Source organism: Craurococcus roseus (assembly GCF_039523795.1).
GTDB classification, from domain to species: domain Bacteria; phylum Pseudomonadota; class Alphaproteobacteria; order Acetobacterales; family Acetobacteraceae; genus Craurococcus; species Craurococcus roseus.
This window is the reverse complement of the sequence record NZ_BAAAFZ010000008.1, coordinates 459,959-485,079: the sequence shown is the minus strand read 5'-3', so window position 1 is coordinate 485,079 and position 25,121 is coordinate 459,959. Positions and strand designations below refer to the sequence as shown.

26 protein-coding genes are annotated in these 25,121 nt (G+C 73.9%); 9 read left to right on the top strand and 17 right to left on the bottom strand.

The genetic code is table 11. From position 1 onward, the window contains the following. Window positions 1-121 precede the first annotated feature (121 nt). Window positions 122-1,717: a hypothetical protein gene (locus tag ABD067_RS05210; RefSeq protein ID WP_343894107.1), complete on the bottom strand. Its 1,596-nt coding sequence runs from the start codon at window positions 1,715-1,717 to the stop codon at window positions 122-124. A 151-nt stretch (window positions 1,718-1,868) separates the two neighbouring features. After that, window positions 1,869-2,492 carry a ribonuclease D gene (locus ABD067_RS05205; RefSeq protein ID WP_343894106.1) on the bottom strand — a complete coding sequence of 208 codons (624 nt, stop codon included), beginning with the start codon at window positions 2,490-2,492 and terminating at the stop codon, window positions 1,869-1,871. 566 nt (window positions 2,493-3,058) lie between these two features. Between ABD067_RS05205 and ABD067_RS05200 the strand changes: the two genes are divergently transcribed. After that, complete coding sequence (locus ABD067_RS05200) at window positions 3,059-3,838, top strand: alpha/beta fold hydrolase (RefSeq protein WP_343894105.1); 780 nt, start codon at window positions 3,059-3,061, stop codon at window positions 3,836-3,838. A gap of 159 nt (window positions 3,839-3,997) precedes the next feature. Continuing rightward, window positions 3,998-4,567 carry a hypothetical protein gene (locus ABD067_RS05195; RefSeq protein ID WP_343894104.1) on the top strand — a complete coding sequence of 190 codons (570 nt, stop codon included), beginning with the start codon at window positions 3,998-4,000 and terminating at the stop codon, window positions 4,565-4,567. Window positions 4,568-4,587: 20 nt separating this feature from the next. On the opposite strand, the gene ABD067_RS05190 is transcribed toward ABD067_RS05195, so the two are convergent. From ABD067_RS05190 to ABD067_RS05145, 10 genes are all read right to left on the bottom strand, one after another. Further along, window positions 4,588-5,244 carry a YcbK family protein gene (locus ABD067_RS05190; protein WP_343894103.1) on the bottom strand — a complete coding sequence of 219 codons (657 nt, stop codon included), beginning with the start codon at window positions 5,242-5,244 and terminating at the stop codon, window positions 4,588-4,590. Window positions 5,245-5,391: 147 nt separating this feature from the next. After that, the gene (locus ABD067_RS05185) at window positions 5,392-5,841 is read right to left on the bottom strand and encodes a nuclear transport factor 2 family protein (protein WP_343894102.1); all 450 of its coding nucleotides are present in this window, start codon (window positions 5,839-5,841) and stop codon (window positions 5,392-5,394) included. An 81-nt stretch (window positions 5,842-5,922) separates the two neighbouring features. Continuing rightward, window positions 5,923-7,317, bottom strand: coding sequence for a cytochrome P450 (locus ABD067_RS05180; protein WP_343894101.1), 1,395 nt, complete (start codon window positions 7,315-7,317; stop codon window positions 5,923-5,925). 145 nt (window positions 7,318-7,462) lie between these two features. After that, complete coding sequence (locus ABD067_RS05175; RefSeq protein WP_343894100.1) at window positions 7,463-7,813, bottom strand: hypothetical protein; 351 nt, start codon at window positions 7,811-7,813, stop codon at window positions 7,463-7,465. A gap of 140 nt (window positions 7,814-7,953) precedes the next feature. Beyond that, window positions 7,954-8,970 carry a DUF2891 domain-containing protein gene (locus ABD067_RS05170; RefSeq protein WP_343894099.1) on the bottom strand — a complete coding sequence of 339 codons (1,017 nt, stop codon included), beginning with the start codon at window positions 8,968-8,970 and terminating at the stop codon, window positions 7,954-7,956. Between the two features lie 24 nt (window positions 8,971-8,994). After that, window positions 8,995-10,485 carry a cation:proton antiporter domain-containing protein gene (locus ABD067_RS05165; protein WP_343894098.1) on the bottom strand — a complete coding sequence of 497 codons (1,491 nt, stop codon included), beginning with the start codon at window positions 10,483-10,485 and terminating at the stop codon, window positions 8,995-8,997. Window positions 10,486-10,623: 138 nt separating this feature from the next. Then, the gene (locus ABD067_RS05160) at window positions 10,624-11,091 is read right to left on the bottom strand and encodes a hypothetical protein (protein ID WP_343894097.1); all 468 of its coding nucleotides are present in this window, start codon (window positions 11,089-11,091) and stop codon (window positions 10,624-10,626) included. Continuing rightward, window positions 11,088-11,672, bottom strand: a complete 585-nt coding sequence (locus ABD067_RS05155) for a c-type cytochrome (protein WP_343894096.1) — start codon at window positions 11,670-11,672, stop codon at window positions 11,088-11,090. The genes ABD067_RS05160 and ABD067_RS05155 overlap by 4 nt, the downstream gene beginning before the upstream one ends. 70 nt (window positions 11,673-11,742) lie before the next feature. Next, window positions 11,743-13,011 (bottom strand): PQQ-dependent sugar dehydrogenase, encoded by a 1,269-nt coding sequence (locus tag ABD067_RS05150; RefSeq protein WP_343894095.1) that lies wholly within the window; start codon window positions 13,009-13,011, stop codon window positions 11,743-11,745. A gap of 227 nt (window positions 13,012-13,238) precedes the next feature. Beyond that, a complete protein-coding gene (locus ABD067_RS05145; RefSeq protein WP_343894094.1) occupies window positions 13,239-14,414 on the bottom strand; it encodes a M20 aminoacylase family protein in 1,176 nt (391 codons plus the stop codon). Window positions 14,415-14,522: 108 nt separating this feature from the next. On the opposite strand from ABD067_RS05145, the gene ABD067_RS05140 reads away from it, so the two are divergent. The 4 genes from ABD067_RS05140 (at window position 14,523) to ABD067_RS05125 (ending at window position 19,150) form a co-directional block, all read left to right on the top strand. Further along, window positions 14,523-15,914: an acyclic terpene utilization AtuA family protein gene (locus ABD067_RS05140; protein WP_343894093.1), complete on the top strand. Its 1,392-nt coding sequence runs from the start codon at window positions 14,523-14,525 to the stop codon at window positions 15,912-15,914. Next, the gene (locus ABD067_RS05135) at window positions 15,911-16,267 is read left to right on the top strand and encodes an AtuA-related protein (RefSeq protein ID WP_343894092.1); all 357 of its coding nucleotides are present in this window, start codon (window positions 15,911-15,913) and stop codon (window positions 16,265-16,267) included. Before ABD067_RS05140 ends, ABD067_RS05135 begins: the two co-directional genes overlap by 4 nt. A 136-nt stretch (window positions 16,268-16,403) precedes the next feature. Further along, entirely contained in the window at window positions 16,404-17,285 is an 882-nt protein-coding gene (locus tag ABD067_RS05130; RefSeq protein ID WP_343894091.1) for a PstS family phosphate ABC transporter substrate-binding protein, read from the top strand. After that, on the top strand, window positions 17,282-19,150 hold the full coding sequence (locus ABD067_RS05125) for a putative bifunctional diguanylate cyclase/phosphodiesterase (protein WP_343894090.1): 1,869 nt from the start codon (window positions 17,282-17,284) through the stop codon (window positions 19,148-19,150). The genes ABD067_RS05130 and ABD067_RS05125 overlap by 4 nt, the downstream gene beginning before the upstream one ends. A 13-nt stretch (window positions 19,151-19,163) precedes the next feature. Here ABD067_RS05125 and ABD067_RS05120 read toward each other — a convergent pair whose 3' ends face one another. From ABD067_RS05120 to ABD067_RS05100, 5 genes are all read right to left on the bottom strand, one after another. Next, window positions 19,164-19,658 (bottom strand): DUF29 domain-containing protein, encoded by a 495-nt coding sequence (locus ABD067_RS05120; protein WP_343894089.1) that lies wholly within the window; start codon window positions 19,656-19,658, stop codon window positions 19,164-19,166. A gap of 52 nt (window positions 19,659-19,710) precedes the next feature. After that, window positions 19,711-19,932, bottom strand: coding sequence for an OmpA family protein (locus ABD067_RS05115; protein WP_343894088.1), 222 nt, complete (start codon window positions 19,930-19,932; stop codon window positions 19,711-19,713). A 230-nt stretch (window positions 19,933-20,162) separates the two neighbouring features. Continuing rightward, window positions 20,163-21,053, bottom strand: a complete 891-nt coding sequence (locus ABD067_RS05110; protein WP_343894087.1) for a prephenate/arogenate dehydrogenase family protein — start codon at window positions 21,051-21,053, stop codon at window positions 20,163-20,165. Then, complete coding sequence (hisC, locus tag ABD067_RS05105) at window positions 21,046-22,143, bottom strand: histidinol-phosphate transaminase (protein ID WP_343894086.1); 1,098 nt, start codon at window positions 22,141-22,143, stop codon at window positions 21,046-21,048. The genes ABD067_RS05110 and hisC overlap by 8 nt, the downstream gene beginning before the upstream one ends. Window positions 22,144-22,150: 7 nt before the next feature. Then, the gene (locus ABD067_RS05100) at window positions 22,151-23,053 is read right to left on the bottom strand and encodes a chorismate mutase (RefSeq protein ID WP_343894085.1); all 903 of its coding nucleotides are present in this window, start codon (window positions 23,051-23,053) and stop codon (window positions 22,151-22,153) included. A 155-nt stretch (window positions 23,054-23,208) separates the two neighbouring features. Between ABD067_RS05100 and metX the strand changes: the two genes are divergently transcribed. Genes metX through ABD067_RS05085 form a run of 3 tightly spaced genes read left to right on the top strand, consistent with a single transcriptional unit; the run spans window position 23,209 to window position 25,119 of the window. Further along, complete coding sequence (gene metX, locus ABD067_RS05095; protein ID WP_343894084.1) at window positions 23,209-24,390, top strand: homoserine O-acetyltransferase MetX; 1,182 nt, start codon at window positions 23,209-23,211, stop codon at window positions 24,388-24,390. A 58-nt stretch (window positions 24,391-24,448) separates the two neighbouring features. Continuing rightward, the gene (locus ABD067_RS05090) at window positions 24,449-24,703 is read left to right on the top strand and encodes a DUF433 domain-containing protein (RefSeq protein ID WP_343894083.1); all 255 of its coding nucleotides are present in this window, start codon (window positions 24,449-24,451) and stop codon (window positions 24,701-24,703) included. Next, window positions 24,676-25,119: a DUF5615 family PIN-like protein gene (locus ABD067_RS05085; RefSeq protein WP_343894082.1), complete on the top strand. Its 444-nt coding sequence runs from the start codon at window positions 24,676-24,678 to the stop codon at window positions 25,117-25,119. Before ABD067_RS05090 ends, ABD067_RS05085 begins: the two co-directional genes overlap by 28 nt. Window positions 25,120-25,121: the final 2 nt, after the last annotated feature.

Below are 25,121 nucleotides of genomic sequence, written 5' to 3'. Positions count from 1 at the left end.
CGTTGCGAGGGTCAACGCTGCGTCGCAGCATGGACAAAAATCGTGCCACAATGTGGTCGTTATGCTTCGGATGGGTGCGTCGCGCACCCGCCCCGCCGTCCGTTGAAGCACGACAGGCCGGTCAGCGCAGCCTGGGCATCTCGGACGACGACTCCCCGAAAAGCCGGACCGACAGCCCGTCGAAGAGATTGAACAGGCGGTCCACCGCGTACCCGGCGAGCAGGGCCAAACCGGCCAGCGTCAGGGTCGAGCCCGAGTCGTCGGCGGGGATCTGGCCGACGAAAAGCCCGATGATGGCGCCCGCGAGCACACCGAGGATCAGCGTCATCCGCATCGCGCCGTGGTCAGCGATCGACAGCGCCTCCGCCTGCACGCGCTCGCCGAGCCGCCGGAACATGGAGGCCAGCGCCCCTAGCATCGCGTAAAGGCACGGCAGGAGGTGGGCGAGCATGCCGCCCGTCACTACCTCGGTCCTCACCAGCCAGAAATGCAGGGCGTCCGTGGGGGGCAGGGTCTCGCGCGACCGTTCCCTGGCCGCCGCCGCGGCGCGTTGGCGCGGCGGCGGCGCGGTCGGGCCGGCCGCGCAAGGCCGCGGCGGCTCCGGCGCGCGGTGGGCCCGGGCCGCCCCCAAGGCCCGCTCCCAGTCTTCCCAGGCGCCCTTCCACCCGCCGGTCAGCCAGAGCCGCGCGGCGCAGACAGCGGCGCGGACGTCGCCATACACGTCGCCAGGCAGCCCGAGCACGCCGACCACCGGCATGATGTCCCTGGTCCAGCCCTGGAAAGCCTGCCCCAAGGTGGCGGCTTGGCTCCGCAGGTCGTCGTCCTTGTCACAAAGGCGTTGGTGCTCGAAGTCGATGAAGAACTCGCGCAGGACTGCCGGTGCGGCCGCTTGGCCGCCGGTGAAGGTCGGTTCGGTGGACGCGACGCGTTGCCCACTGCCGCCGCCGCCCCACGGCGCGAGGAGCACGTACTCGCAATAGCGCTGGAAGCCCGGCTGGGGCTCGCGCGACGGTTCGACGTGGTGCAGCCCCCGCACCAGCGCCACGGCGTCGCGGCTGGCTCTCTGCACGGCCTCTTCGTGCTTCGACCAGGTCTGCGTGAAGCGCTGCGCTTCGGCGATCAGGCGCTGCCCGACCAGCGTTTCGTAGGAGAGCCACACGGTCAGCGCGACGAGGGCGACCAGCCCCATCTGGTACTTGTCGCGCCGCCGCGCGATCCGCCGGCCGTAGAAGCCGGCGCGGTCGCCGTCGCCGGCATCGTCGGCGCCACCGCCCCGCGCCCCGGCGCGGAACCGGGCGGCGATGCGCGGCCACAACGGCTCCCAGCGGCGCCGCCGTTCCGCGCAGTAGGCTTGCGTCACCCGTATGGTTTCCACGGTCGAGGGCCAAGCCATCGCGCTGAGGAAGTCGCGGCTCGTGAGGAGCAGGGCGACCTCGGCCGGGTCGAGCGGGAATTCGTCGCTCCCGGCGTCCCGCACGCGCGCCGCCAAGCGGGTCAGGTGCTCGAAGAACTCCGACTTCGTCTTGGTCTGGTCGGGGGGCGCCGCCAGCCGCGCCGGCGGGATTCCGGTGGCGCGCCCGCGCGTCTCGTCGAAGCACCAGTCCAAACGGGCATCGGGGGCGCGGCTCAAGTAATCGAGCAGCAGCGAACAGTCGGCGACGAGGCGTTGCAGGCCTTCGCGCGACAGCGGATCGCGGATGGGCTCGGCGTCGGGCATGTCGAAACCTCCCGGGAGCGGCGGGGCCGGCCGCTGGCGGCCGGCCGGTCCGCGGCCCCGCCCCTGCCGCGCGCGCCCACCTTGCGCGGGTGCCCGCCGACCGGGTGTGCGGAAGCGCACTCCGCGCGCCCCGGCTCACTCCCGAACGGCTTCAGTGCGAGAAGATGTCCGGCTCGTCGTAACCGAGCAGGTCCAGTTCCCCCCGCGTGGGCAGGAATCGGAAGCACGCTTGCGCCAACTCCAATCGCCCCTCGCGCCGCAACAGCCCTTCCAGCCGCTCCCAGAGCGCGTGGAGGTGCAGCACGTCGGAAGCGGCGTAGGCGAGCTGCTCGGGCGACAGCTCCGGCGCGCCCCAGTCCGAGCTCTGCTGCTGCTTCGAGATCTCGACCCCGAGCAGCTCCCGGCACAGGTCCTTCAGCCCATGCCGGTCGGTGAAGGTGCGGACGAGCTTGGCCGCGACCTTGGTGCAAACCACCGGCGCCACCGCGGTTCCGAGGTGCTGGCGCAGCGCGGCGCAGTCGAAGCGGGCGAAGTGGAACAGCTTGGTGACGGCCGGATCGGACAGCAGGCGCTTGAGGTTGGGGCAGTCCGCGCCGCGCCCGCCGAGTGACGGGGGCACGATCTGGACAAGGTGCGCGTCGCCGTCTCCCGCGGAAAGCTGCACCAAGCAGAGCCGGTCGCGGTGCGGGTTGAGACCCATCGTCTCCGTGTCGACGGCGACGGCCGGCCCGAGGTCGAGCCCGTCGGGCAGGTCGTCCTTGTGCAGACGGATCACGACCGGGACGCCTCCGGCCCGGCGGCGGACGAAGAGCACGTTGGACAAGGGGAGGGGCGTCCCGCCGCGGGTCGTGGTGGCGCCGAGCGGCCGGCGGCTAACGGCTCGCTGATTCGGGGCCGGGCCGCCATAGCGGGGGGCTTCGGGGTGTAAAGCGCCATGCGTGTGCCAGACTCCGCGACCCGTCCATCGGCGCAACATGGCGGCGATGCGGCGCGCCGGCAACGCGCGGGACGCGCCTGGGGCGGCGGTACCGCGAGGGGAGGGGGACCGTGCCTCGCATCGGTGCCGAACACCCGGACCCGACCCGACCACGGCCATGGACAACGGCCGGTCGCCCAACATGTATCGGGGCTCCGCCGGATCGGGCCGCCTGTCGCCGCTCCTGAACCGCGGGGACTCGGGTTCGGGGAGCATCGATGAGAATGGCCGCGATCATCGCCGCCGCGGTCCTTGTGGCGGTCTTGGGCGGCGCGGGCGCATGGCTCTACGCGCCGGACAAGCCCCGTGCCGCGTTGGAGGCAAAGTACGCGGGCCCGCCCAGCCGGTTCGTGGAAGCTGCGGGCGTGAGCGTGCACGTCCGCGACACCGGCCCGAAGGACGCCCCGGCGGTGCTCCTGCTGCACGGCTTCGGCGCCAGCTTGCACACCTGGGAGGAGTGGGCGCGGCTGTTGGAGGCCGGCTTCCGCGTGGTCCGCCTGGACCTGCCGGGCTTCGGGCTGACCGGCCCGGACCCGACCGGCGACTATACGGACGCCCGCACCGTCCGCGTGCTGGCCGCGCTCATGGACGGGTTGGGCATCCGGCGCGCCGGCGTGGTCGGCAGTTCCATGGGCGGCCGGATGGCGTGGGTCTTCGCGGCGGAGGAGCCGGGGCGGGTGGACAAGCTCGTGCTCATGGCGCCGGACGGCTTCGCCAGCGCGGGCCGCGAGTACGGCAAGGCGCCCAAGGTGCCGCTCCTGGCCCGGCTCCTTCCTTACGTCCTGCCGGAGCGCCTGCTGCGCCCGATGCTCGCCCGGGCCTACGGCGACCCGGCGGTGCTGACGGAAGGCGTGTACGCCCGCTACCGGGACATGCTGCTCGCGCCCGGCGTCCGCCGGGCGATCCTGGCGCGCGTGGGGCAAAGCGTGCTGCCGGAGCCGGAGCCGCTGCTGCGGCTCATACGCGCGCCGACGTTGCTGGTGTGGGGCGAGAAGGACGCCCTGGTCCCGTTCACCAATGCCGCGGACTACGCCAAGGTCTTGCCCGACAGCGCCACCGTGTCCTTTGCGGACCTGGGCCACGTGCCGCACGAGGAGGCGCCGGCGCGGTCCCTGGAGCCGGTGCGGGCCTTCCTGGCGCGCTGAGGGGGCCGCCGCCGCGCACCCTCCCGGCCCACGGGCAGGGCGTGTATGATCGCTGTCCCGGCGAGGGCCAGGACCGGGCGCGGCGTCGCGGGCGGATCGCTCGCGGGCCGGCCACGGCCTGGATGCCCCGCCGCCATCGGGTGGGTCGCGGAGGACCGAATGAGCAAAGAATTCCTGCACGACAGGGAGCGCGCGCTGGAAGAGGTCTTCTTCGCCGAGCAGGACAAGGCGCTGCTGCGCCGGCTGAAGGAGGCCGACGAGAAGAAGTCGAAGAAGGAGGCTTTGGCCGCGGCGTCCGGCATCACCGACGACGCGGTGCTGGAGAAGCTGGTCGGCTTCGGGGTGGACGCCGCCACGGTGGCGGCGCTGTCCTTGGCGCCGTTGGTCTTGGTGGCCTGGGCCGATGGCGAGGTGGACGCCAGGGAGCGCGCCGCCGTGCTCTCGGCGGCGGCGGAGGTCGGCGTGGAGGAGCACGGGCAAGGCCGCCAACTGCTCGAGCGCTGGCTCGCCAACCGGCCGCCGCCGCACCTGATAACGGCCTGGACCGACTACATCCGCGCCATCTCGCCAGGATTGAACGAGGTGGACAAGAAGCAACTCAAATCCGACCTCCTGGACCGCGCGCACAAGGTGGCCGGGGCGGCTGGCGGCCTCCTCGGCATCGGGTCGAGGACCTCATCGGTCGAAAAGGAAATGCTGGCGAGGCTGGAAAAGGCTTTCCACGCCTGAGGGGGCCGGCCGCCGGGACGTCAGCGCCCGCGCGTCGAGGCCCAGGCTTCGGCCATGCGGGCGAGCGGGTCCGGCGGCGCCGGTCGCCGCGCCGCCCGGGCGGACGTCCCCACCGGCGCGTCGGAGGGGATGTCGCCCCAATGCCGCACCGGGCCGCTGTCCAGGTGGACAAAACCCCGCTGGGCGTACACCCCGACGCCCCCGAGTCCGAGCCGCAACGCGGTGTCCCAGAACTTCTCCATCCGCTCGGCCGGCACGTGGATGTCCAGCGCGGCCGCGCGCAGGTGCTGGCTGTCGCCCGCGCCGTCTACCGCCGCGTTGGTTTGCGGGGTGCGGTAGCCGGAGTAGATGAGGAACTCCCCCCCGCCAGCGCCGGCCCGCTGCGCCACTTCCCACAGCACGTCGATCGCGCGCGGGTCGAACAGGCGCACCGCGCCGGTGCGGCTGTCGGCCAGAACGGCGGAGAGATCGGCCATCGCGGCCGGATCGGCCGCCCGCCCGTCGTGGTAAACGCCGGAGAACCGGTCGCCAGTGTGCGCGTGCCGGAGTTGCAGGCGTCGCGCCGCCGGTCCCGCCCGCCGCTGCGGCGAGGTCCGGCGGGGCGCGGCATGGGCCGCGCCCGCCATCGCCGCGGGCGCGGGGACCAAGGCACCGAAGAGCAAAGCGCGGCGTTTCATCGCCACCTTGCTACCCCGCGAATCGAAACAGAGGAACCCGGCCTCACGCGATCGCGCGCCCGGCCGGAACACGATCCTGTCTGAGCGGCACGGCATGCACGTCCCGCCGCCTCAACCGAAACGATCAAATCATTCGCCCGGACCCGCTCACAAGCGGTATGCTTGGCGCGCGAGCAGCTTCCAACCGCCGCCCTGCTTCTGCCAAACCTGCGACACGCCGATCCGCACCGGGGTGACTTGGCCGGCGGGGTTGACGGCCTCCCCGGCGAAGAGGTGCCGGACGATGGCTTCGTCGCCGGCGAGGGACACCGTCTGGTCGTTCGACTCGATCCGACGGAACGCGCTGGCGCGCGACACGAGGTTGTCGACGAACTCCTTCCTGTTCTCGACCCGACCCGACCAATGGCCGTAGCTCAACCGGTCGGCGGTCAACGACTCCAACCGCGGACGATCGGCCTCGATCATCGCCTTCGTCAGCGCATCCACCGCCTGCCCGACCGCCGCGCTGTCCTCGGCGGACGGCCCCGGATTCCCCGCGGCGGCAAGGAGCGTCGCGGCGGCTCCGGCCACGGTGGCGCGGCGGCGTTGCAGACCCATGGTTCCCTCCCTCCGGGACTTCGGCTCCGCGCCGTTGGCGGCGAGGCTAGGTCGGCGGGCCAGACGGGGGAGGCGCCCCCTTCAGTGGGCGCGGCGGGACAGCAGGAACCGGATCGGGCGGTCGGGTTGCGTGGTGACGAAGCCGCGCGGGACGACGGTGCCGCTCCCGAACGGCTCGATGCGGAAGGCGCGGAGCAGCCGCGCGAGCACCAGCGTCGCCTCCGTCAGCGCGAATTGTGCGCCGATGCACACGCGCGGGCCGGCGCCGAAGGGCATGTAGGCGAACCGCTCCGGCGCCGGCGCGCCGGGCAGGAAGCGCGTCGGATCGAAGGCGTCCGGGTTGCGCCAGCGGCGGCGGTGGCGGTGCAGCACCCAGGGCGAGACGCTGACCACGGTGCCGGGCGCGATCCGCCGTCCGCCGATCGTGTCGGGCCCGATCGCCTCGCGGACGATCAGGAAGGCCGGCGGGTAAAGCCGCAGCGTCTCGTCCAGGTGCGCGCGGGTGTAGGGCAGGCGCTTCAGCGCGGCCGACGCGTTCTCGGGCGACAGGTCGAGGGCCGCGGCCTCTTGGGCGATGCGCTCCTGGTGCTCCGGCAGGCGCGCCGCCGCGTAGCAGGCCCAGAACAGCGTCGCCGCCGTGGTTTCGTGCCCGGCGATGATCAGCGTCGCCACCTCGTCGCGGAGCTGCGCGCGGTCGAAGCCCGCGCCGGTTTCGGGGTCGCGCGCCGCGGCGAGCAGGTCGAACAGGTCGCGCGGCCTGTCGGCTGGCGCCCTCTCGGCCTGCCGCTCCCGCGCGTCGATCAGGCGGTCGATGAACCGCAGCCATTCCTTGCGGAACGCGGCCCGGCCGACGTCCAGCGGCGAGCGCACCGAACCGGGGAGGAGCAGGTCGAGGAAACCCGGTCGCGCGTAAGCCAAGGCGTAGCGCAGCAGCATGGCCCGCAACTCGTCGCCGAACGCCGCCATCTCCAGCGAGAACATGGACCGGCCCGCGATGGTCAACGCCAGGTTCTGCATGTGCCGGAGCAGATCCACCGGGCGCCCTCCGGCGGCCCGTCCCAGCGCGACCTCCGCCTCCTCCGTCGCCAGGACGACGTGGCGCGCGAGGATGGGCATAGTCCGGGGTGCGAGCGCCGGCGCCATCGTGCGGCGGTGGTGCCGCCACGCCTCGCCCTCAGCCAGGAACAAGCCGGTGCCGAGCACGGGCTGCAGCACGCGCACTGTGCCGATGTTCCGGCCGTAATTCTCGTGGTTGGCCACGAGCACGTGGCGGATCGCGTCCGGCGCGTTGATCATGATCTGCTCGCGCCCGAGGAAGCGGCCCCGGAGGATCTCCTCGCGGTACGCCGCCGGGCCCCAGAGTTCGAGCGGGTTGCGCCGCAGCACCAGGAAGGCTTCGAGCTGGGTGCGCTCGCGCGCCGTCATCGGCGGGCGGGGCAGTTCGGAAGTCCGGTGCGGCAGGGGCGCGTCGAGCATGCTCCCGATATGGGCCGGATCGCCGCCCGGACCAGCGGTGGCGGGGCCCTCGGGTCAGGGATCGGGCCGGCGCCGCGTCCGGGGCGCCGCCGGCCGGTCAGGGGCCTTCCGGCGCCCTGCCGCCCGGACGGGTCCGGTCCCGGCGTCAGCCGCGCCCCGCCCCGCCCCGCGCCGACCCGCCGCTGGCGCCGCCGGCCAAGCCGACCGCGGACGCCGGCTCGCCGTAGGTGATGGTCGTGTTGTCTCCGCCGCCCGAGAGCGTCGCCAGCGAGCCCGCGCGCGCGGTGTCGGGCCCCGTGTAAAGGACCGCGGCTTCTTCGCCGCCGCCGACCAAGCGGCCGGCCCGGCCGCCCGCGGCCTCGCCGCTCCAAGCGCCGTCGTGGATCAGGCTGTAGCCGTCGCCGGTCTGCTCCAGGCGGGGTTGCGCGGCGGCCGGACCGATGGCGGAGGCCGCCAGCGCCAAGCCGGCGAAAGCGAAGGTGATGGTGCGTGTCATGGCGTTCTCTCCTCGGTGCGCCGCGGCGCCTCGTGCGGCCGCGGCTTCTGTTCACCGGGACGGCGAATGCCACGGCACGACGGCCGTCCGCTGTGCGCGCGCGCACGACGCGCGTGGGCGGCGGGGAGGGGGCGCCTGCGCTACGCGCGCTCCGCCTCCAGCGCGAGCACCGCGAAGGTCGCCAGCCAATGCTCGCCCATGTAGTCGTCCGCGATGTGCGGCAGCGACGCGGCGAGGTGCCCGCGCGCGGCCTCCTCCGTGCGGGCGCGGCGCGGGTCGCCCGGCGGCAGCGCTGCCGCGAGCGACCGCCAGCACCACGCTCGGCTGAGGTTCAGCCCGTCCAGATGCGCGATCTTGCCGTCGCCGCGGTCCGCCACGACGGCCGGGCGGAACAGCGGCGCCGGCTCCCCTTCTGCGAGCCGCGGCAGGAAGCGGCCGAACCAGGGCAGGAACCGCTCGGGCGGCAGCAAGCGGCGCATGCACTCCGCTTCGACCAGGGCGGAGGACAGGAAGTCGTCGCCGCCCGGCTCGCCCCAGGCGGGGCAGTCCGCGTCGGCGCCGTACCACCGCTCCGCCGTTCCGCGCAGCAGGACGGAAAGGGCCGCGTCGCCCGCCGCCTCGGCGTAGTCGACCGCCATGCGAAGGCCGAAGGCCGTGTTGAAGTGCGTGCCGACCCGCACCGCGTAGGTGGCGATCGGCAAGAAGTCGCGGAAGCGCCCGGCGAAGACCTCGGCCAAGGGCTCGACGGCGGCCGCCCAACGGCGTTCCCCGTGGCGGCCCAGCTCCTCCGAGAGCTTGAGCAGCCAAGCCCAGCCGTAAGGGCGCTTGAACCCCCGCGCCGCCGGCGCCGCGAGGTAGGCGCGTTCCGCCTCGACCTTGGCCGGGACGAGCTGCGCGTCGAACAGGGCGCGGATCGCGGGCGCCTCCGGCGAGTCCGGGAAGCGCCGCAGGAGGCGCGCGAGCATCCAGTACGAATGGACGCAGGAATGCCAATCGTAGCTGCCGTGGAACACCGGGTGCAGCTCGCTCGGCGGGCGGAGGTCCCCCGGCCCGGATAGGGTCTGTTCGAGGCGGTTCGGGTACTCGCGCCGGACGTGGCCCAGCGCGATGGCGGCGAAGCGGCCGGCGAGCTCCGGGGAAAGTCGGCTGTCGTCCATGTGTGTTCCTCCGGTCCGGGCCGTTCACGGTTGCGGCGGCGGCGCCCCCGGCAACGCGGCGGCCGGGCCCTCCGCGGCGCGGGATTTGAGGTCGGTCTCGCGCAGCATCTTGCGCAGCACCTCGTCGCCGATGCGGTCGGTTTCGCGCAGCTCAAGCAGGGTGCGGCGCGCGGCGCACAGGGCGTCCTGCCCGTCCCCGGCCTCCTCCGCCGCCACGTTGGCGGCGCGGGTGGCCAGCGCCACCTCCCGTTCCTCTTCCGCCTCGTCGCCGAGCGCGGCCGCGAGCACGGCGGGGCGGAGCGTCAGCCCCTGCGCCACCACGGAGCCGAGGATGAGCAGCGCGGCCACCACCAGCACCAGGCCGCGGTCCTCCATCGCCGGCGGCAGGGACAGCGCCACCACGAGGCCGATCACCGAACGCGTGCTGGCCCAGGCCATCACCGCTGCCGCGGCCGTGCGCGGCGACGCGCCGCCGCCTTCGCCCTCACCGTGCCGCTCGCGGAGCACGGAGGACACGGGCGGCATCGCGGTCGAGAGCAGGGCGAAGGCGAATTGCACGGACAGCACGACGAGGAGCAGGGTCGCCGCGGCGCCGGACACCCGCCACAGCGGCCAATCGGCGAGGCCCGCCATCGCTTCCGGCAACGCCCGCCCGGCGAGGAAGAACATCGCCGAGGAGACCAGCAGGCTGACCTCCTCCCAGAACGCCACGGCGGAGATGCGCGCTTCGGAGGAGGTGCGCGGCGCGCCCGTTTCGCGGTCCACGCGCACCGCCGCCACCGCAAGCGCCCCCGCCATCACCGTCGCCGCGAGCGACAGGCCGAGCCAGCGCGCCCCGAGCGAACAGAGGTACGGGGTGGCGATGGAAACGGCGATCTCCACCGGCGCCGGCTCCACGCGCTCGCGCAGCCAAACGACGGCGCGGCCGATGGCGGTGCCGAGCGCCGCGCCGGCGCCGACCGCCCACAGGAAGCGTCCCGCCGCGACCAGCGGGTCCGGCGGGCCGGTTTCGAGCGACGCGACCACCAGCGACAAGGTGCCGAGCGCCACCACCCGCGAGGTCATCTCGCGCGCCTTCAGCGCGTCGGCCACCGCGCGCGGCACGTGCGGGCGTCCCTTCGCCTCCTGGAACAGCCGCGTGTCGAACACGGCCGCGACGACGCCGAGCAGCAGCGCCGGCGCCCAGTCGAGCCCCGGGAGCAGCAGGCGCGCGACCGCGGCCACGGCGAGCACGGTGGCGGCCGACACCAGCGCGCCGACCACCACGCCCGGCCACAACGCGAAGCGCAGCAGGTGGACCGACGCCTGCACCGTCCCCGCGTAGAGCAGCGGCGGCAGGAACAGCGCCAGCAGGAACTGCGGGTCCGCCCGCACCGGCGGCAGGCCGGGGAGGAAGGCGCTGCCAAGTCCGGCGCCCACCAGCACGAAGAGCTGCGGCACGCCCATCAGCTTCGCCAACGCCAGCATCGGCCCGATCGCGGCCAGCACCAGGGCCACGAATTCCAGCTCGCTCATCGCAGGGGCCGCCGCCGATCTTCCACCATCACCGGGAGGTCAGTAGTGCCCGAAAGGCCCGGCGGTTCCCCGCCCGCCCATCCCCACGGCGGCTCCCGCTCCGCCGGCGCGGCGCGTGAGCCGACGCCGGCGCGCGATTCAGGGCAGGACGTCCGCCGCGTCGCAGGCCGCCGGGATGACCGCTTCGGCCGCCGCCGCGCCCTCCACGTAGCGCTCCAGCAGCGCGCGGAGGTCGCGGTAGGCGCCGCTCGCCTGTTGCGCGCGGCAGGTCGTCTCCATGCCCGGCAGCTCGCGCGGCATCCCGCCGTTCTCCTCCACCAGCGCCGCCATGCGCTCCCGCGCCTTGAGGAGCTGCGCGCGGGTGCGCTCCCCGTAGCGGGCGCGCGCCGCGGCGGTGAAGGGGCAGCGGGCGACACGCTCCGCAAGGGCGCGGCGGAAGGCGCGGCCGGCCACGGCGTCGCCGCAGGCGTCGAACTGGTACAGCGACACGGCGAAGCCCCGCTCGAAGGCGCCCGGGTCCTCCAACGCCGGCGGCGGGGCCTGTGCCCGCGCCGCCGCGCCGGCCGCGAGCAGCGCGGCCCCGAAGGCGGCCGCGGCGCGGATCACTCGGGCCGCTCCAGGAAGACCGCGATCGCCGCGATGTCGGCGTCGGAAAGCCCCCTGGCCGCCTCGTTCATCGCGGCGACGCCGACGCTGGGGCGCGCGTCGGCGCGGTAGTCGCGCAGCGCCTTGGCGGTGTAGGCGCGAGTCTGGCCGGCGATGGCGGGCGCGGCCTGGCTGCCGGCGTAGTTGTCCATGTGGCAGTTGGAGCAGCGGTGCCGCGCGGCCGCCTGCTTGCCCGCCGCGTGCCGATCCGGGTCGGGCGGGCCGGGCGGCGGCTGGGCGCGCGGCAGGGACGCGAAGTAGGCGCCGAGGTTGCGCAGCTCCTCGTCCGAAAGCTCGGCCGCGAGGGCGTTCATCACTTGGTTGGAGCGCCTGCCGGAGCGGAAGAACACCAACTGCCATTGCAGGTAGCGCTCCCGCTGCCCGGCGAGCGAGGGGACGGTCGGGTCGGCCGCGATGCCTTCCGCGCCGTGGCAGGCCATGCAGGGCTCGGCCCGCGCGCGGCCCGCCTCGACGTCGCGGGCGGCGGCGGGGGACGCGGCGAGGCACGCGGCCGCCGCGAGGGCGGACAGGGTTCTTCTCATGTGGCTGCCCAAGTGGTGCCGATGGGAGGCGTCCGCCCGCCGTGCTGGGGCGGGCGGCCGTTCGGTCGCGTCAGCGGGCGTAGCTGATGCGGTAGATGGCGCCGGCCCAGTCGTCGGCGACGAGCAGGGAGCCGTCGCGCGCCACCAGCACGTCGGCCGGCCGGCCCGAGTAGTCCTGCTGGCCGGTCAGCCAGCCCTCGGCGAACACCTCCTGCCGCGCGTTCTTGCCGTCCGGGTCCACGACCACGCGCACGATGCGCGCGCCTTGGTAATTGCGGCGGTTCCAGGAGCCGTGCTGCGCGATGAAGATGTTGTTGCGGTACTCCGCCGGGAACTGGCTGCCGGTGTAGAACTTCATCCCGAGCGGCGCGACGTGCGCGCCGAGCTTCAGCACCGGCGCCGTGAACTCGCTGCACTGACGCCCCATGTTGAATTTCGGGTCCGGCAGGTCGCCCTGGTGGCAGTAGGGGTAGCCGAAGTGGTCGCCGATGCGGCCGACGCGGTTCAGCTTGTCGCTCGGCAGGTCGTCGCTCATCCAGTCCCGCGCGTTCTCCGTGAACCAGAACTGGCCGGTGCGCGGGTCGATGTCGCCGCCGACGCTGTTGCGGACGCCGGTGGCCATCAGCTCGCCGTGCCCGCTCTGGTGCACGCGGCGGATGTGCGCGGTGTCGGTCGGAGGGATGCCGATGTTGAACGGCACGCCGACGTTGAACCACATCGCGCCGTCCCGGTCCATGACAAGGTACTTCCAACCGTGCGCGCCGTAGGAGGGCAGGTCGTCGTAGACCACCTGCGGCTGCGGCATGGCGTCGAGCTTGGATTCTGCCCCATCGTAGCGCAGCAGCTTGTCGATCGCGACCACGAACAGCGAGCCGTTCCGGAAGGCCACGCCGGTCGGCATGTTAAGGCCCTTGAGGATGGTGGCGACGTTGCGCTTCCCGTCCTTCTCCGTCACCGCGTAGACGTTGCCGGCCTGGAAGGAGCCGACGAAGAGCGTGCCGTTGTCGCCCCAGGCCATCTGCCGCGCTTCGGGGAGGCCGGAGGCGTAGACCTCGATACGGAAGCCCTGCGGCAGCTTCACCTTCTTGAGGTTCTCCTGGAGCTCGGCCAGCGGCGTCGGCGTCGCCGGCCCGACCGGCGGGGCCAGGCCCTTCATCTCCTCCGTCTCGTCGCCGAGGAACCAGTCGGGCGGCGGGTTCTGCCAGAAGGAGGGCTTGCTGCTGTCGTAGCTCTTGAGCTGCGCGGCCGCGATCCCGGCCCCGAGCGTCAGCGCCGCCGCGGCCGCGGCCGTCGCGGGGCCGATGGCGCGCGCGCGGCCGGACAACCATTTCTTCGCCATGGACGACCTCCGGTTCGTTCTTGCGCGGCGGGCTGTGGCGCTGCCGCGCGAAAACGAACCATGCGCATCCAGGCAATAGCAAGCATCCACCGGCGCCTGGGCGCCGCTGCCTGCGCAACGACCCACTATCGGGCCGGCGAAGCGGTTGGTTGCGCCAACCCGCCGTCTCAATTTGGATCGGAGCGGCATGGGCCGGCGCGGCGAGCGGTCGCCGCCGCCCGCGGGCGCTACGGGCGCGGCAGCTCCTGCTCCACCAGCGCGGCGAAGAAGCTGGCGCCGACCGGCAGCATCTCGTCGTTGAAGTCGTACTTGGGGTTGTGCAGCGACACGCCGCCGCGGCCGTCCTTCCCGAGTTGGCCCATCTTCACGAAGCAGCCGGGGCGCTCCAGCAGCATGTAGGAGAAGTCCTCCCCGCCCATCACCGGCGGCCGGTCCCGCAGCACCCGCTCCTGCCCGAGCACGCGCGCGGCGGCCAGCGCGGCGCGCTCCGTCTCCGCCGCGTGGTTCACGGTGGGCGGGTAGCCGCGCACGTACTTCACCACCGCCTCGGCGTCGTGCGCCGCCGCCGTGTTCTGGGCGACCTGCGCGATCAGCCGCTCCATCATGTCCTGCGTCTCCGGGCGCAGCGTGCGGACGGTGCCGTAAAGCTCCGCCACCTCCGGGATGACGTTGCCGGCGGACCCGGCGTGGAACTGGGTGACGCTGATGACGGAGCTGTCCAGCGGGTCCGTCCGCCGCGACACCAGCGCCTGCAACGCCACCACGATCTGCGAGCCCACCAGCACCGGGTCGATGGCGACGTGCGGCCGCGCCGCGTGCCCGCCCTTGCCGCGCACCGTAATGCCCACGCGGTCGGAGGCCGCCAGCACCGTGCCCGCCACCACCGCCGCCTCGCCGAGCGGGATCGCCGGGTCGTTGTGCAGGCCGTACACCGCGTCGCACGGGAAGCGGCGGAACAGCCCCTCGTCCACCATCACCTTGGCCCCGCCGCCGCCCTCCTCGGCGGGCTGGAAGAAGAAGTGGACGGTGCCGTCGAAATTGCGCGTCTCCGCGAGGTACTTGGCGGCGCCGAGCAGGGTGGCGGTGTGCCCGTCGTGCCCGCAGGCGTGCATCCGGCCCGGCACGGTGGAGCGGTGCGCGAAGTTGTTCGCCTCCTCCATGGGCAGGCAGTCCATGTCGGCGCGCAGCCCGACGGACCGGCCCGAGTCCCCGTTCCGCAGCACACCGACCACCCCGGTCTTGGCCATGCCGCGGTGGACCTCGATGCCCCATTCCGCGAGCTTGGCCGCGACGACGCCGCTGGTGCGCACCTCCTCGAAGCCCAGCTCCGGGTTGGCGTGGAGGTCCTGGCGCCACTCGGCCATCTCGGGGGCGAAATCGGCGATGCGGTTGATGACGGGCATGGTGTTCCGGGTTCCGCTGCTGTCCGCCCCGGAAGGAAGCGGCGCCGCCACGCCTTGTCGAGGGACCGCCGGCAGCGCCTAATCCGGCCCGCGAAGGGGAGGGGAGGCATGGGCGGCGACGGCGGGACTTTCCTGGTCGGCAACGGCGCCGGCTTCTCCGGCGACCGGGTGGACGCGCCCGTCCCCGTGGTGCGGAGCCTGGTGCGGCGCGGGCTCCCGGCCGCCCTGTTCTTCGAGACGCTCGGCGAGCGCACCGTGGCCCTGGCGCAGTTGGAGCGGCGGCGCGACCCGTCGCTCGGCTACGAGCCGATGCTGGAACGCCTGCTGGAGCCGGTGCTCGCCGACTGCCACGCGCACCGCATCCCGATCCTCGGCAACTTCGGCGCCGCCAACCCGCCGGCCGCGGCGCGTGCGGTGGCCGCGCTGGCGGTGGGGCTCGGCCTGCCGGGCCTGCGCATCGGCGTGGTCACGGGCGACGACGTGAAGGACGGCGTCGCGCTGGACCAACTGCCCGTCCACGAGGCCGACGGCAGCATAGACCTGCGCTCGGCGCGGCTGGTGGCGGCCAACGCCTACATCGGCGCGGAGCCGCTCGTCCGCGCGCTGGCGGAGGGCGCGGAGGTGGTGGTGGCGGGCCGCACCTCGGACCCCGCGCTCGCCATCGCGCCGCTCGTCCACCACTTCGGCTGGGCCTGGGACGACTGGGAGGAGCTCGCCGTGGGCGCCGCCTGCGGCCACCTGCTGGAGTGCGGCAGCCAAGTGACGGGCGGCGTGTTCTGGGACCCCGGATTCAAGGACATCCCCGACCCGGCGAACATCGGCTTCCCCATCGCCGAGGTGACGGACACAGGGGGGCTGGTGATCACCAAGCCGGAAGGAACCGGCGGCGTGGTGGACCTGCGGACCGTCAAGGAGCAGCTGCTCTACGAGCTGCACGACCCCGCGCGCTACGTCACGCCGGACGTGGTGCTCGACATCACCGGCTGCACGCTCGAACAGGAAGGGCCGGACCGCGTGGCGGTGCGCGGCCTGCGCGGCCACCCGGCGCCCGATACGCTCAAGGTCACGGCCAGCTTCGAAGGCTCCTGGCTCGGCGAGGGCGAGGTCTCGGTCGCCGGCCCGAACGCCCTCGCGCGCGCCAAGGCCACGGCCGAGGTGCTGCTGGAGCGCCTGCGCCGCCGCGGCTTGGCCGTGCGGGCGCGTGCGGACCTGATCGGCGTTTCCTCCGTCCACGACAGCGACGACGGCGCGCTGTGGCGCGCCTACGACGGCCCGGAACCGGCCGAAATCCGCGTCCGCCTCGCCGCCGAAGGCGCCGACCGCGACGCGGTGGACCAAGCGGCGCGCGAGGCGCTGGCGCTGCTCTGCTGCGGCACCGCCGGCACCGGCGGGGCGCGGTGGCGCGTCACGCCGCGCATCCTGACGCGCAGCCACTTGGTGCTGCGCGAGCGGGTGCCGACGGGCGTGAGCGTGCGGACGGCGGGGGAGATCGCGGGATGAGCGACGACACCCTGGAAGTGGCGCTGCACGCCGTCGCGCACAGCCGCGCCGGGGACAAGGGAAACCGCGCCAACCTCTCGCTGATCCCCTACCGGCCGGAACTCTACCCCGTGCTGGCGGAGCAGGTGACGGCCGAGCGGGTGCTGGCGCTGTTCCGCCACCGCGGCGCCACAGCCTGCCGGCGCTACGACCTGCCGCTGCTGCACGCCTTCAACTTCGTGGTGGACGACGTGCTGGAGGGCGGGGTGAACGCCAGCCTCAACCTCGACGGCCACGGCAAAACGCAGTCCTTCCGCCTGTTGTCGCTGACGGTACGCGTGCCGCGCCGCCTGTTGGAAGCGGCGGCGCCGTGAGGACCGGCCGCCGCACGCCGCCGGGCGCGGCGGCCGCGTTGGCGCTTCGGTAACGTTTGGGCCGTTTACTGGGCCGCGGTTCGCTCGGCCGGCGCGGCCGGGCGGGCCACCCGCCCCGTCCGGAGCCCGGCCGAACATGCACTGCCCCACGAACGCCGTTTCCGCCCTCCCGCCCGGAGCGGGCCGGAGGACGGTGCTCGCCGCCGCCGCGACGTTGATCGCCGCGGGGCGGACGCTTCCCGCCCGCGCCTCCTCGGCGCAACTCGTGCGGATCACCGGCACCGGCAGCGCGATGGGCACCGTGCGCGAGCTGGCCGAGGCCCACCGCCGGCGGAGCCCGGCGGTGGCGGAGGTGCAGTTCCTGCCCAACCTCGGCACGACGGGCGGCATAGCCGCCGTGCTGGAGAGCGCGGCGGACGTCGCCCTCGCCGCCCGCCCCTTGAAGGACGCCGAGCGGGCCGCCGGCGCCCGCGAGATCGCCTACGCCCGCACCCCGCTCGCCTTCGCCACGAAGGCCGGCGGCCCCGCGGTCCGCGCCGTGGCGATGGATGACGTGGTCCGCATCTACGCCGGGGAACTCGCGGAGTGGCCGGACGGCAAGCCGATCCGGGTGGTGCGCCGCCCGTCCAGCGACATGGGGTACATCGCCCTCGCGGCCGCTTCGCCGGCCATGGCGGACGCCTTGGCCGCGGCGCAGCGCCGCCCCGGCCTCGTCACCGCGGGCACCGACCAGGACAACGCCGAGGCGCTGGAGGCTGTGCACGGCTCCTTCGGCGCGATCACGCTGGCGCAATTCCTTTCGGAGCAGCGGCGGCTCACGCTGCTCGCCCTCGACGGCGTCGAGCCGAGCCCCCGCGCGGTCGCCGAGGGCCGCTACCCCCTTTCCGTGACCTTCCGCTTCGTCACCCGCGCGGAGCCCGCGCCGGCCGCGGCCGCGTTCATGGAGTTCGCGGCCGGCCCGGAGGGCGGCGCGATCCTGGCCGGGCTCGGCCAGGAGCCTATCGGCGGTGGGGCGTGAGCGGGCAGCGCCCGCTCGACCCGGCCGTCGCCCGCCGCGTCACGGGCTTGGCCGCGGCCACGTCCCTCGCCTTGGCCACGGCCATGCCCGTCGGCCACTTCTGGATAGCCCGGCAACGGGAAGCGGCCACCATGCGGGCGGAGGCCAAGCTGCTCGCCCAGAACGTGTCGGCCATGGTGGCGCGCAACCCCGACCATTGGCGCTTCGAGCGGGTCCGCATCGCCGCCCTCCTGGTCGCCGACGCGGCCGGCGCGCCGCCCGGGCCGCGGCGCGTCCTGGACCGCCACGGCGCGACGGTGGCGGAAGCGCCGGCCGAAGTGCCGGGGCCGAGATTGGAGGTCCGCGAACCCGTCTTCGACGCCGGGCGCGCCGTCGGCGAGGTGCGGATCGCGCGCTCGCTGCGGGGCGTGCTGGCGGAAGCGGGCTTCGTCGCGGCGGTCGCCGCCGTGTTCGGCCTGCTGGCCTTCGCGTCGCTGCGGGCGGTGCCGCTGCGCCTCCTCCGCCAAGCGCTGGAGCGGGCCAACCACCTCGCCACCCACGACCCGCTCACCGGCCTGCCCAACCGCGCGCGGATGCGGGAGGGCCTCGGCCGCGCGCTCGCGGAGGCGCGGCAAGGGGGCGAGACGGTGGCCGTGCTGCTCGTGGACCTCGACCGCTTCAAGCCCGTCAACGACGTGCACGGCCACCACGCGGGCGACCGCCTCTTGCGGGGCGTGGCCGAGCGCCTGCGCGCCGCCCTGCGCGGGACCGACGGCGCCGCGCGCCTCGGCGGCGACGAGTTCGCCCTCGTCGCGCGGTTCGAGGCCGGGGGCGCCGCGCCGCGCGAAGCCGCCGCGCGCCTCGCCGGGCGCGTGGTCTCGGCACTGGAAACGCCCTTCGACCTGGCCGGCGTCGGCGCCGTGCAGGTCGGGTGCAGCGTCGGCGTGGCCCTCGCCGCGCCGGGGGACGAGGAGGAGGTGGAAGCGCTGATCGGCAGGGCCGACGCCGCCATGTACCGCGCCAAGGCGGAGGGGCGGGGCTGCTTCCGCTTCTTCGAGCCCGGCATGGACGAGCGCATCCGCGAGCGCGCCGCCCTGGCCACGGACCTGCGGGCCGCCGTGCTGGCGGACGCGCTGGAGCCGCACTTCCAACCGCTGGTGGACCTCGGCACCGGCCGCCTGGTCGGGTTCGAGATGCTCGCCCGCTGGACCCACCCGCTCCGCGGCCAAGTGTCCCCGGCGGAGTTCGTGCCGATCGCCGAGGACACCGGCCTGATCGGCCCGATGACCGAGCGGCTGCTGCGCCGCGCGTGCCTGGCCGCCGCCGAGTGGCCGGAAGGCGTCACGCTGGCGTGCAACATCTCGCCCCTGCAACTCCGCGACCGCGGCCTGCCGGGCATCGTGCGCGCGGCGCTGGCCGAAAGCCGCCTCCCGCCCGGGCGCCTGGAGATCGAGCTGACGGAAAGCGCGCTCCTCGACGATTTCGGCTTGGCGCGCGACATCCTGGGGGAGCTGAAGGCGCTCGGCGTGCGCCTGGCCTTGGACGATTTCGGCACCGGCTACTCGAGCCTGCGGCACCTCCAGGCCCTGCCGATCGACAAGATCAAGATCGACGCCGGCTTCGTCCGCTCCATGGCGGAAAGCGCCGAAAGCCGGAAGATCGTGGCCGCCGTGGTGGGGCTCGGCCAGAGCCTCGGCCTGCCGACGGTCGCCGAAGGCGTCGAGGACGCGGCCTCGGCGCACCTCCTCGCCGGGCTGGGCTGCACCGTCGGCCAGGGCTGGCTGTTCGGGCGCGCGGTGCCGGGAGGCGAGGCCGCGGAACTCGTGGCCGGCTTCGCGCGCGCCGCGGCGGCGCGGGCGGAGGAGCCGGTGGCTTGCCCGGCCTAGTGCGGCTTCGTCGTCACCCGCCGGCCGGCGTTGCGGCGGGTTGGGCGAGGCGGGCGAGGAGCGCGTCCAGGTCGGGGACGCGCTGCACCAGATCCTGCACCGCGAACGGGCAGTCCGCCGGTATCGGACGGGCAGGCCCGCCATCCGCGGCCAGCTTGTCTCGCGTCGTGGTCACGGCGAGGGACCAGAGTTCCCTCAAGTCCAGGCGCGGGCCCATGCTCGGTGCGTATCGCCGGGCGGCGCCAGCCAGTGCCGTGCGCGCTTCGGACCGCCAATGGCCGACCGGCTCGGGCCGCGGGGAGGCGTGGGCCAGGAGCAGGTGGGTGAGGCCGACTTCGAGGAGGCCGGCGACGCTGTTGAACTCGCTCCGGCCCACGTCGCCCAACTCCTCGATCACGTTCTCCCAGTCCACGGCGTCGCTCACCCGCTCCCCGCGCGAAAGGCGGCGGAGCAGGTCGGCCTGCTGTTCGCACCAGAGGAGGATGTCGGCGTGGTAGAGGCTGCCCATAGCGGGGAGGATATAGCCGGGGCGGCGGGGCCGGTAGAGCGAAGGCTCGCCATCACCTCGCAATAATTTCGGCGCGCCTGTTCTGCGGTTCGGCCCCGGAAGCCACGACCAGAGGGCGCTCCGCACTGAACGCCACGACCGTGATGACGTCCGTCGGCAGACCGTTCAGCCGCAAGGACGCTGCGACCGCTTCGGCACGCGCCCTGCTCACCGATGCCGCCTTGCCGGCCGCCGCCTCAGCCGCGTCGTCATGGCCCTGCACCTCGACCCTCATCGTGTGCGCCCGCAACGGCGCCTCATCCGGTCACCCACGCACCTCGCCACGCCGCATCCGGTGCCAGAAATCCGCAAATTCTACGATGGTGGCTTGGTAACGAGGTGAAAGCTCAGCGCTGCCAGTGTCGAAGAAGCAAAGCCAAGTGGTTGCAAGCGACAGGCTGGCCACCGGCGGTGCGCCGGCAGTCACGGCCACCAGCGCCAGCGCGGCGATTCGAACCGCCGCCCTCACGCCTGCTTCCGCTCGATCAGCCCGCGGCGGATGCGCCGCCCCCGCCGGATGCGGTCCTCGATGAACCCCGCCTCGCCCCAGCGCACCGCCCGCGCGAGCGCCTGCGCGTCCTCCGTGAAGCGCGCCAGCATCTCCAAAAGCGCCTCGCGGTTGTTGAGGAAGATGTCGCGCCACATGTCCACGTCGCTGGCCGCGATGCGGGTGAAGTCGCGGAAGCCCGACGCGGCGAACTTCAGCACCGCCTCGCGCGTCTCCTCCGCCAGGTCGTCAGCGGTGCCGCAGATGGTGAAGGCGATCAGGTGCGGCAGGTGCGAGACGATGGCCACCACCTTGTCGTGCGTGGCCGCGTCCATGAACTCGACGGAGCTGCCGCAGCGGCGCCACAGCTCGGCGATCCGCTCCACCGCCGCGGGGTCCGTGCCCTCCGGCGGCGTGAGGATGCAGTAGCGGCCTTCGAACAGGGTGGCGAAGCCGGCGTCCGGCCCGGAGTGCTCCGTGCCCGCCATGGGGTGCGCCGGCACCAGGTGCACGCCCTCCGGCAACAGCGGCTGGAGGTCGCGCAGCACGCTGCCCTTGGTGGAGCCGGCGTCGCTCAGCACGCAACCGGGCGAAAGGCGCGGCGCGATGCGCTCCATCACCCCGGCGTAGGCGCCGACCGGCACGCACAGGATCACGCAATCGGCGCCCTCCACGGCGCGCGCCGGGTCCGCCTCCACCTCGTCCGCGAAGCCGAGTTCCCGCACGCGCGCCAGCGTCTCCGGCCGGCGGCTCTGCGCCACCACGCGGCGCGCGATGCCGCCCTTCTCCCGCGCCGCGCGCGCGATGGAGCCGCCGATCAGGCCGGAGCCGATCAGGCAAAGGCGCTCGAAGAGCGGCGCGTCAGCCATCCGCGCGCGCGAAGCCCGCCGCCAGCGCGTCGCCCACCATGCCGCACTCCTCCGCCGTGCCGATCGTGATCCGCAGGCAGTGCGGCAGCCCGTAGCCCGCCACGGCTCGCGCGATCAGCCCGCGCTGGCGCATCGCCGCGTCCGCCGCCTTGGCGCGGGCCGGCGTGCCGAAGTCGGCCAGGATGAAGTTCCCCTCGCTCGGGTGCACCTTGATGCCCAAACCTCGCAGCGTCTCCGAAAGGCGCCCGCGCCACTCCGTGTTGTGCGCGACCGACCTCTCCACCCAGGCCGGCTCGGCCAGCGCGGCGATGCCGGCCGCCATCGCGGGCGCGTTGACGTTGAACGGCCCGCGCACCCGGTTCAGCACGTCCGCTACCGGCGCCGGCGCGTAGGCCCAGCCCAGGCGCGCGCCGCCCATGCCGAAGATCTTGGAGAATGTGCGCGTCATCACCGTGTTGGTGCCGGCGTCCACCAGCTTGGCGCCCGCGTCGTAGTCGTCCCGCGTGACGTATTCGGCATAAGCGGCGTCGAGCACCAGCAGCACGTCCGCCGGCAACCCGGCACGCAACCGCTCCACCTCGGAGGCGGGCAGCATCGCGCCGGTCGGGTTGTTCGGGTTGGCGAGGAAGACGAGGCGCGTCCGCGGGCCCACCGCGGCGATCATCGCGTCCACGTCCGGTTGCAAGTCGCGCTCCGGCACCTTGATCACGCGGCAGCCGGCGTAGCGGCCGGCGAGGTCGTACATGATGAAGCCGTGCGCGCTCATCACCAGCTCCGTCCCCTCGCCGCCGTAGGAGAGGACGAGCTGCCCGATCAGCTCGTCGGAGCCGTTGCCGCAGATGATGCGCGCGGGGTCGAGGCCGAAGCGCTTCCCGATCGCCTCGCGCAGCGCGGTGGCGGAGCCGTCCGGGTAGCGGTGCATCTCCGCCGCCGCCTCCGCCATCGCGGCGCGTGCGCCGGGCGGCGGGCCGAAGGCGCCCTCGTTGGACGAGAGCTTCACGATGCGGTTGACGCCCGGCAGCTTCGACTCGCCGCCGACATAGGGCTCGATGGAGAGGATGGTCGGGCGTGGCTGCGGCGTGGCTGGCATGGCTCGTCTACTCTCCTCCGCCCGCGTCCGGCGCGGCGGCTTCGATGGGCGTGGCGTAGAACCCAAGTGGCCGCACGCGGTTCGACGGCAACCGCGCGCGCAGCGCGGAAAGGCGCGCGTCGTCCGCCGCCACCGCGCCCTCCACCTCCGCCAGCGCCCACAAGGCGTCATGCTGGCGACTCAGCAGCGTCGGCGCGCTCGGGCGCAGGCCGGCGTCCCGGAGCGCCCCGGCGACCGCGCGCAGCGCTTCGTCGGCGCCCGCGGCGCCCGCGGCGCCGTCGCCGCCGTGGCCGAAGGCGAAGCGCAGCAGGGTGCGGTCGTCGCCGCTCGGATCCGGGCCGTCGCGCGTCACCACCATCGCCCGCGGCACGGGCGCCACCGCGTAGAAGGGCAGGCGCGCCACCACCTGGAGGCGCGGCGCGTCGAGGCCGGCCCACCACGCGCTGGCGCCCTCCGCCGCGGGGACGGGCAGCACCGCCGCCTGCGCCACGCCCTCCGCGAGCGCGGCGAGCGCGGCCTCCGGTCCGGCCCGGAGGTCGGGCGCGGCCATGGCGCCGAAGCGCGCGCGCGCCGCCTTGTACACCTCCGCGTCCCCCTCGGGCAGCGCGACGGAGAAGCCGCCCTGCATGGCGTTGCTGGCGGACAGGATCTCCCGCCACAGCCGCGCCAGGGCGGCGGGCGGCAGCGGCCCGGAATGGCGGGCGAGCAGTCGGCGCAGGATGGTCGCCTCGCGCCCCGGCCGGAAGGACGAGGCGTCGCCCTTCACCCGGCTGGCGGCCATCCGCGCCACCACATCCGCCCGGCGCATCACCAGGTCGTGCAGGGCGTCATCAAGGGCGTCGATCTCGCCGCGCAGGGCGGCGAGCGCGTCCTCCGGGGCGGCGGGGCTGGCGTCGGGGGCGGCTGTCATGCGTTCGGGCACAGCAATAGGCGCGGGCGGGGCGGACGCCAAGCGACGGGCCGGGAGGGGACCGGCCGGGCCGGGTGGCAGTCCCCACAGGATTGGAGCGCGCGGGGCAGGGAACGCTTTGCGGCGCCCCGGCCCCGGGCGTAAACCGAACCGCCATGTCGCCCTCCGCCGCCGCATCAGCCGCCACACCCATCGCTCCCTTCCAGGAGGTGGAGCACCAGCGCGCCGTCTTCCCCGAAGGCTTGATGCTCGACTGCGGCGTGCGGATCGCGCCGGTGGCGGTGGCGTGGCGCGCCTACGGCAAGCTCAACGCCGCCCGCTCCAACGCCATCCTGGTGTGCCACGCGCTCACCGCCGACCAGTACCTGGCCGAGCCGCACCCGCTGACCGGCAAGGAAGGCTGGTGGCAGAACATCGTCGGCCCCGGCAAGCCCTTCGACACCGACCGCTACCACGTCATCTGCACCAACGTCCTCGGCGGCTGCATGGGCTCCACCGGCCCGCGCGACGAGATGACGGACGCCGCCACCAAGCGCGGCCTGGGCCGCCCCTGGGGCACGGACTTCCCCAACATCACCATCCGCGACATGGTCCGCGCCCAGAAGCTGCTCACCGACAGCCTCGGCATCGAGCGCCTGCTGGCGGTGGTCGGCGGCTCCATGGGCGGCATGCAGGCGCTGGAGTGGGCCGCCACCTACCCGGACTCGGTCTTCGCCGCCGCGCCCGTCGCCACCGCGGCGCACCACAGCGCGCAGAACATCGCCTTCCACGAGGTCGGCCGCGCCGCCATCCACTCCGACCCGGCGTGGCGCAACGGCCGCTACTGGGAAACCGGCACCGTGCCGGCGCGCGGCCTTTCGGTGGCGCGCATGGTGGCGCACATCACCTACCTGTCGGAGAAGGCGCTGGCCCGGAAGTTCGGCCGCCGCCTGCGCGGGGCCAGCGCGGTGACGCTGCTGGAAGACGTGTTCGAGGTGCAAAGCTACCTCCGCCACCAGGGCAGCACCTTCGTCCGCCGCTTCGACGCCAACAGCTACCTGACCATCACCCGCGCCATGGATTACTTCGACCTGGCGGCGGAGCACGGCGGCGACCTCTCCGCGGCCTTCCGCGGCACCAAGACGCGCTTCTTTCTGGCGAGCTTCTCCAGCGACTGGCTGTTCCCGACGGAGGAGAGCCGCGCGGTCGTGCGGGCGCTGAACCGGGCGGCGGCGAACGTCGGCTTCGTGGAGATCACCACCGACAAGGGGCACGACGCCTTCCTGCTGGAAGAGCCGGACTTCCACCGGGCGCTGGGCGGCTTCCTGGCGGGATGTGCGGCGCGGGTTGGGGTTTAGGCGGCGGGCGGGAGGTCGCCAGCCATGCTAGCCTGCCCGGCAGGCAAGGAGACCGGACATGGGGAACCAGCAATTGGCGCGGCCGCCCGGTGGCCCGCCGGGGCGGCCCGGCATACCGCTGAGCGCCGACCCGGAGGTGATGGGCGGTAGGACCGTCTTCGCCGGCACGCGGGTGCCCGTTGAAGTGCTGTTCGAGAACCTCGCGGACGGGCTGACGGTGGACGAGATCATCGACTCCTACCCGACGCTCCGCAAGGAGGACGTCCTGAGCGTCCTCGTCGAGGCGTGCCGGCGCGTGAGCCAGCGGTCCTGAAATCGGTTCTGCTCGACGAGAGCATCCCGAGACAGGTCGCGCAGCCGCTCTGGGAAGCCGGCTACGAGGTTTCCACTGTCGAACAAGCCGGGCTGAAGGGCTTGAAGAACGGCGAACTCCTGCGGGCCGCCGAAGGCAGGTTTGACGTGTTGCTGACGGCGGACCAGAGCATGCACGCCCAGCAGAACCTGCGCGGGCGGCGCATTGCGATCGTCGCGTTGCCCACCAACAGGCGGAGCGCGGTCCTCGACCGGGCGGCCGACATCGTGGATACGATCCGTGCGGTAGCGCAGGGGCAGCACGCCCGGGTTGCGGGGGACGGGACGCGGACGGTGAGGGACAACGACGACCCGGCCGGTCCGCATGCCGATCTGGCGCCGATCAAGCCCTTCAGCTTCGGTGGGGAGGAGGCGTAAGG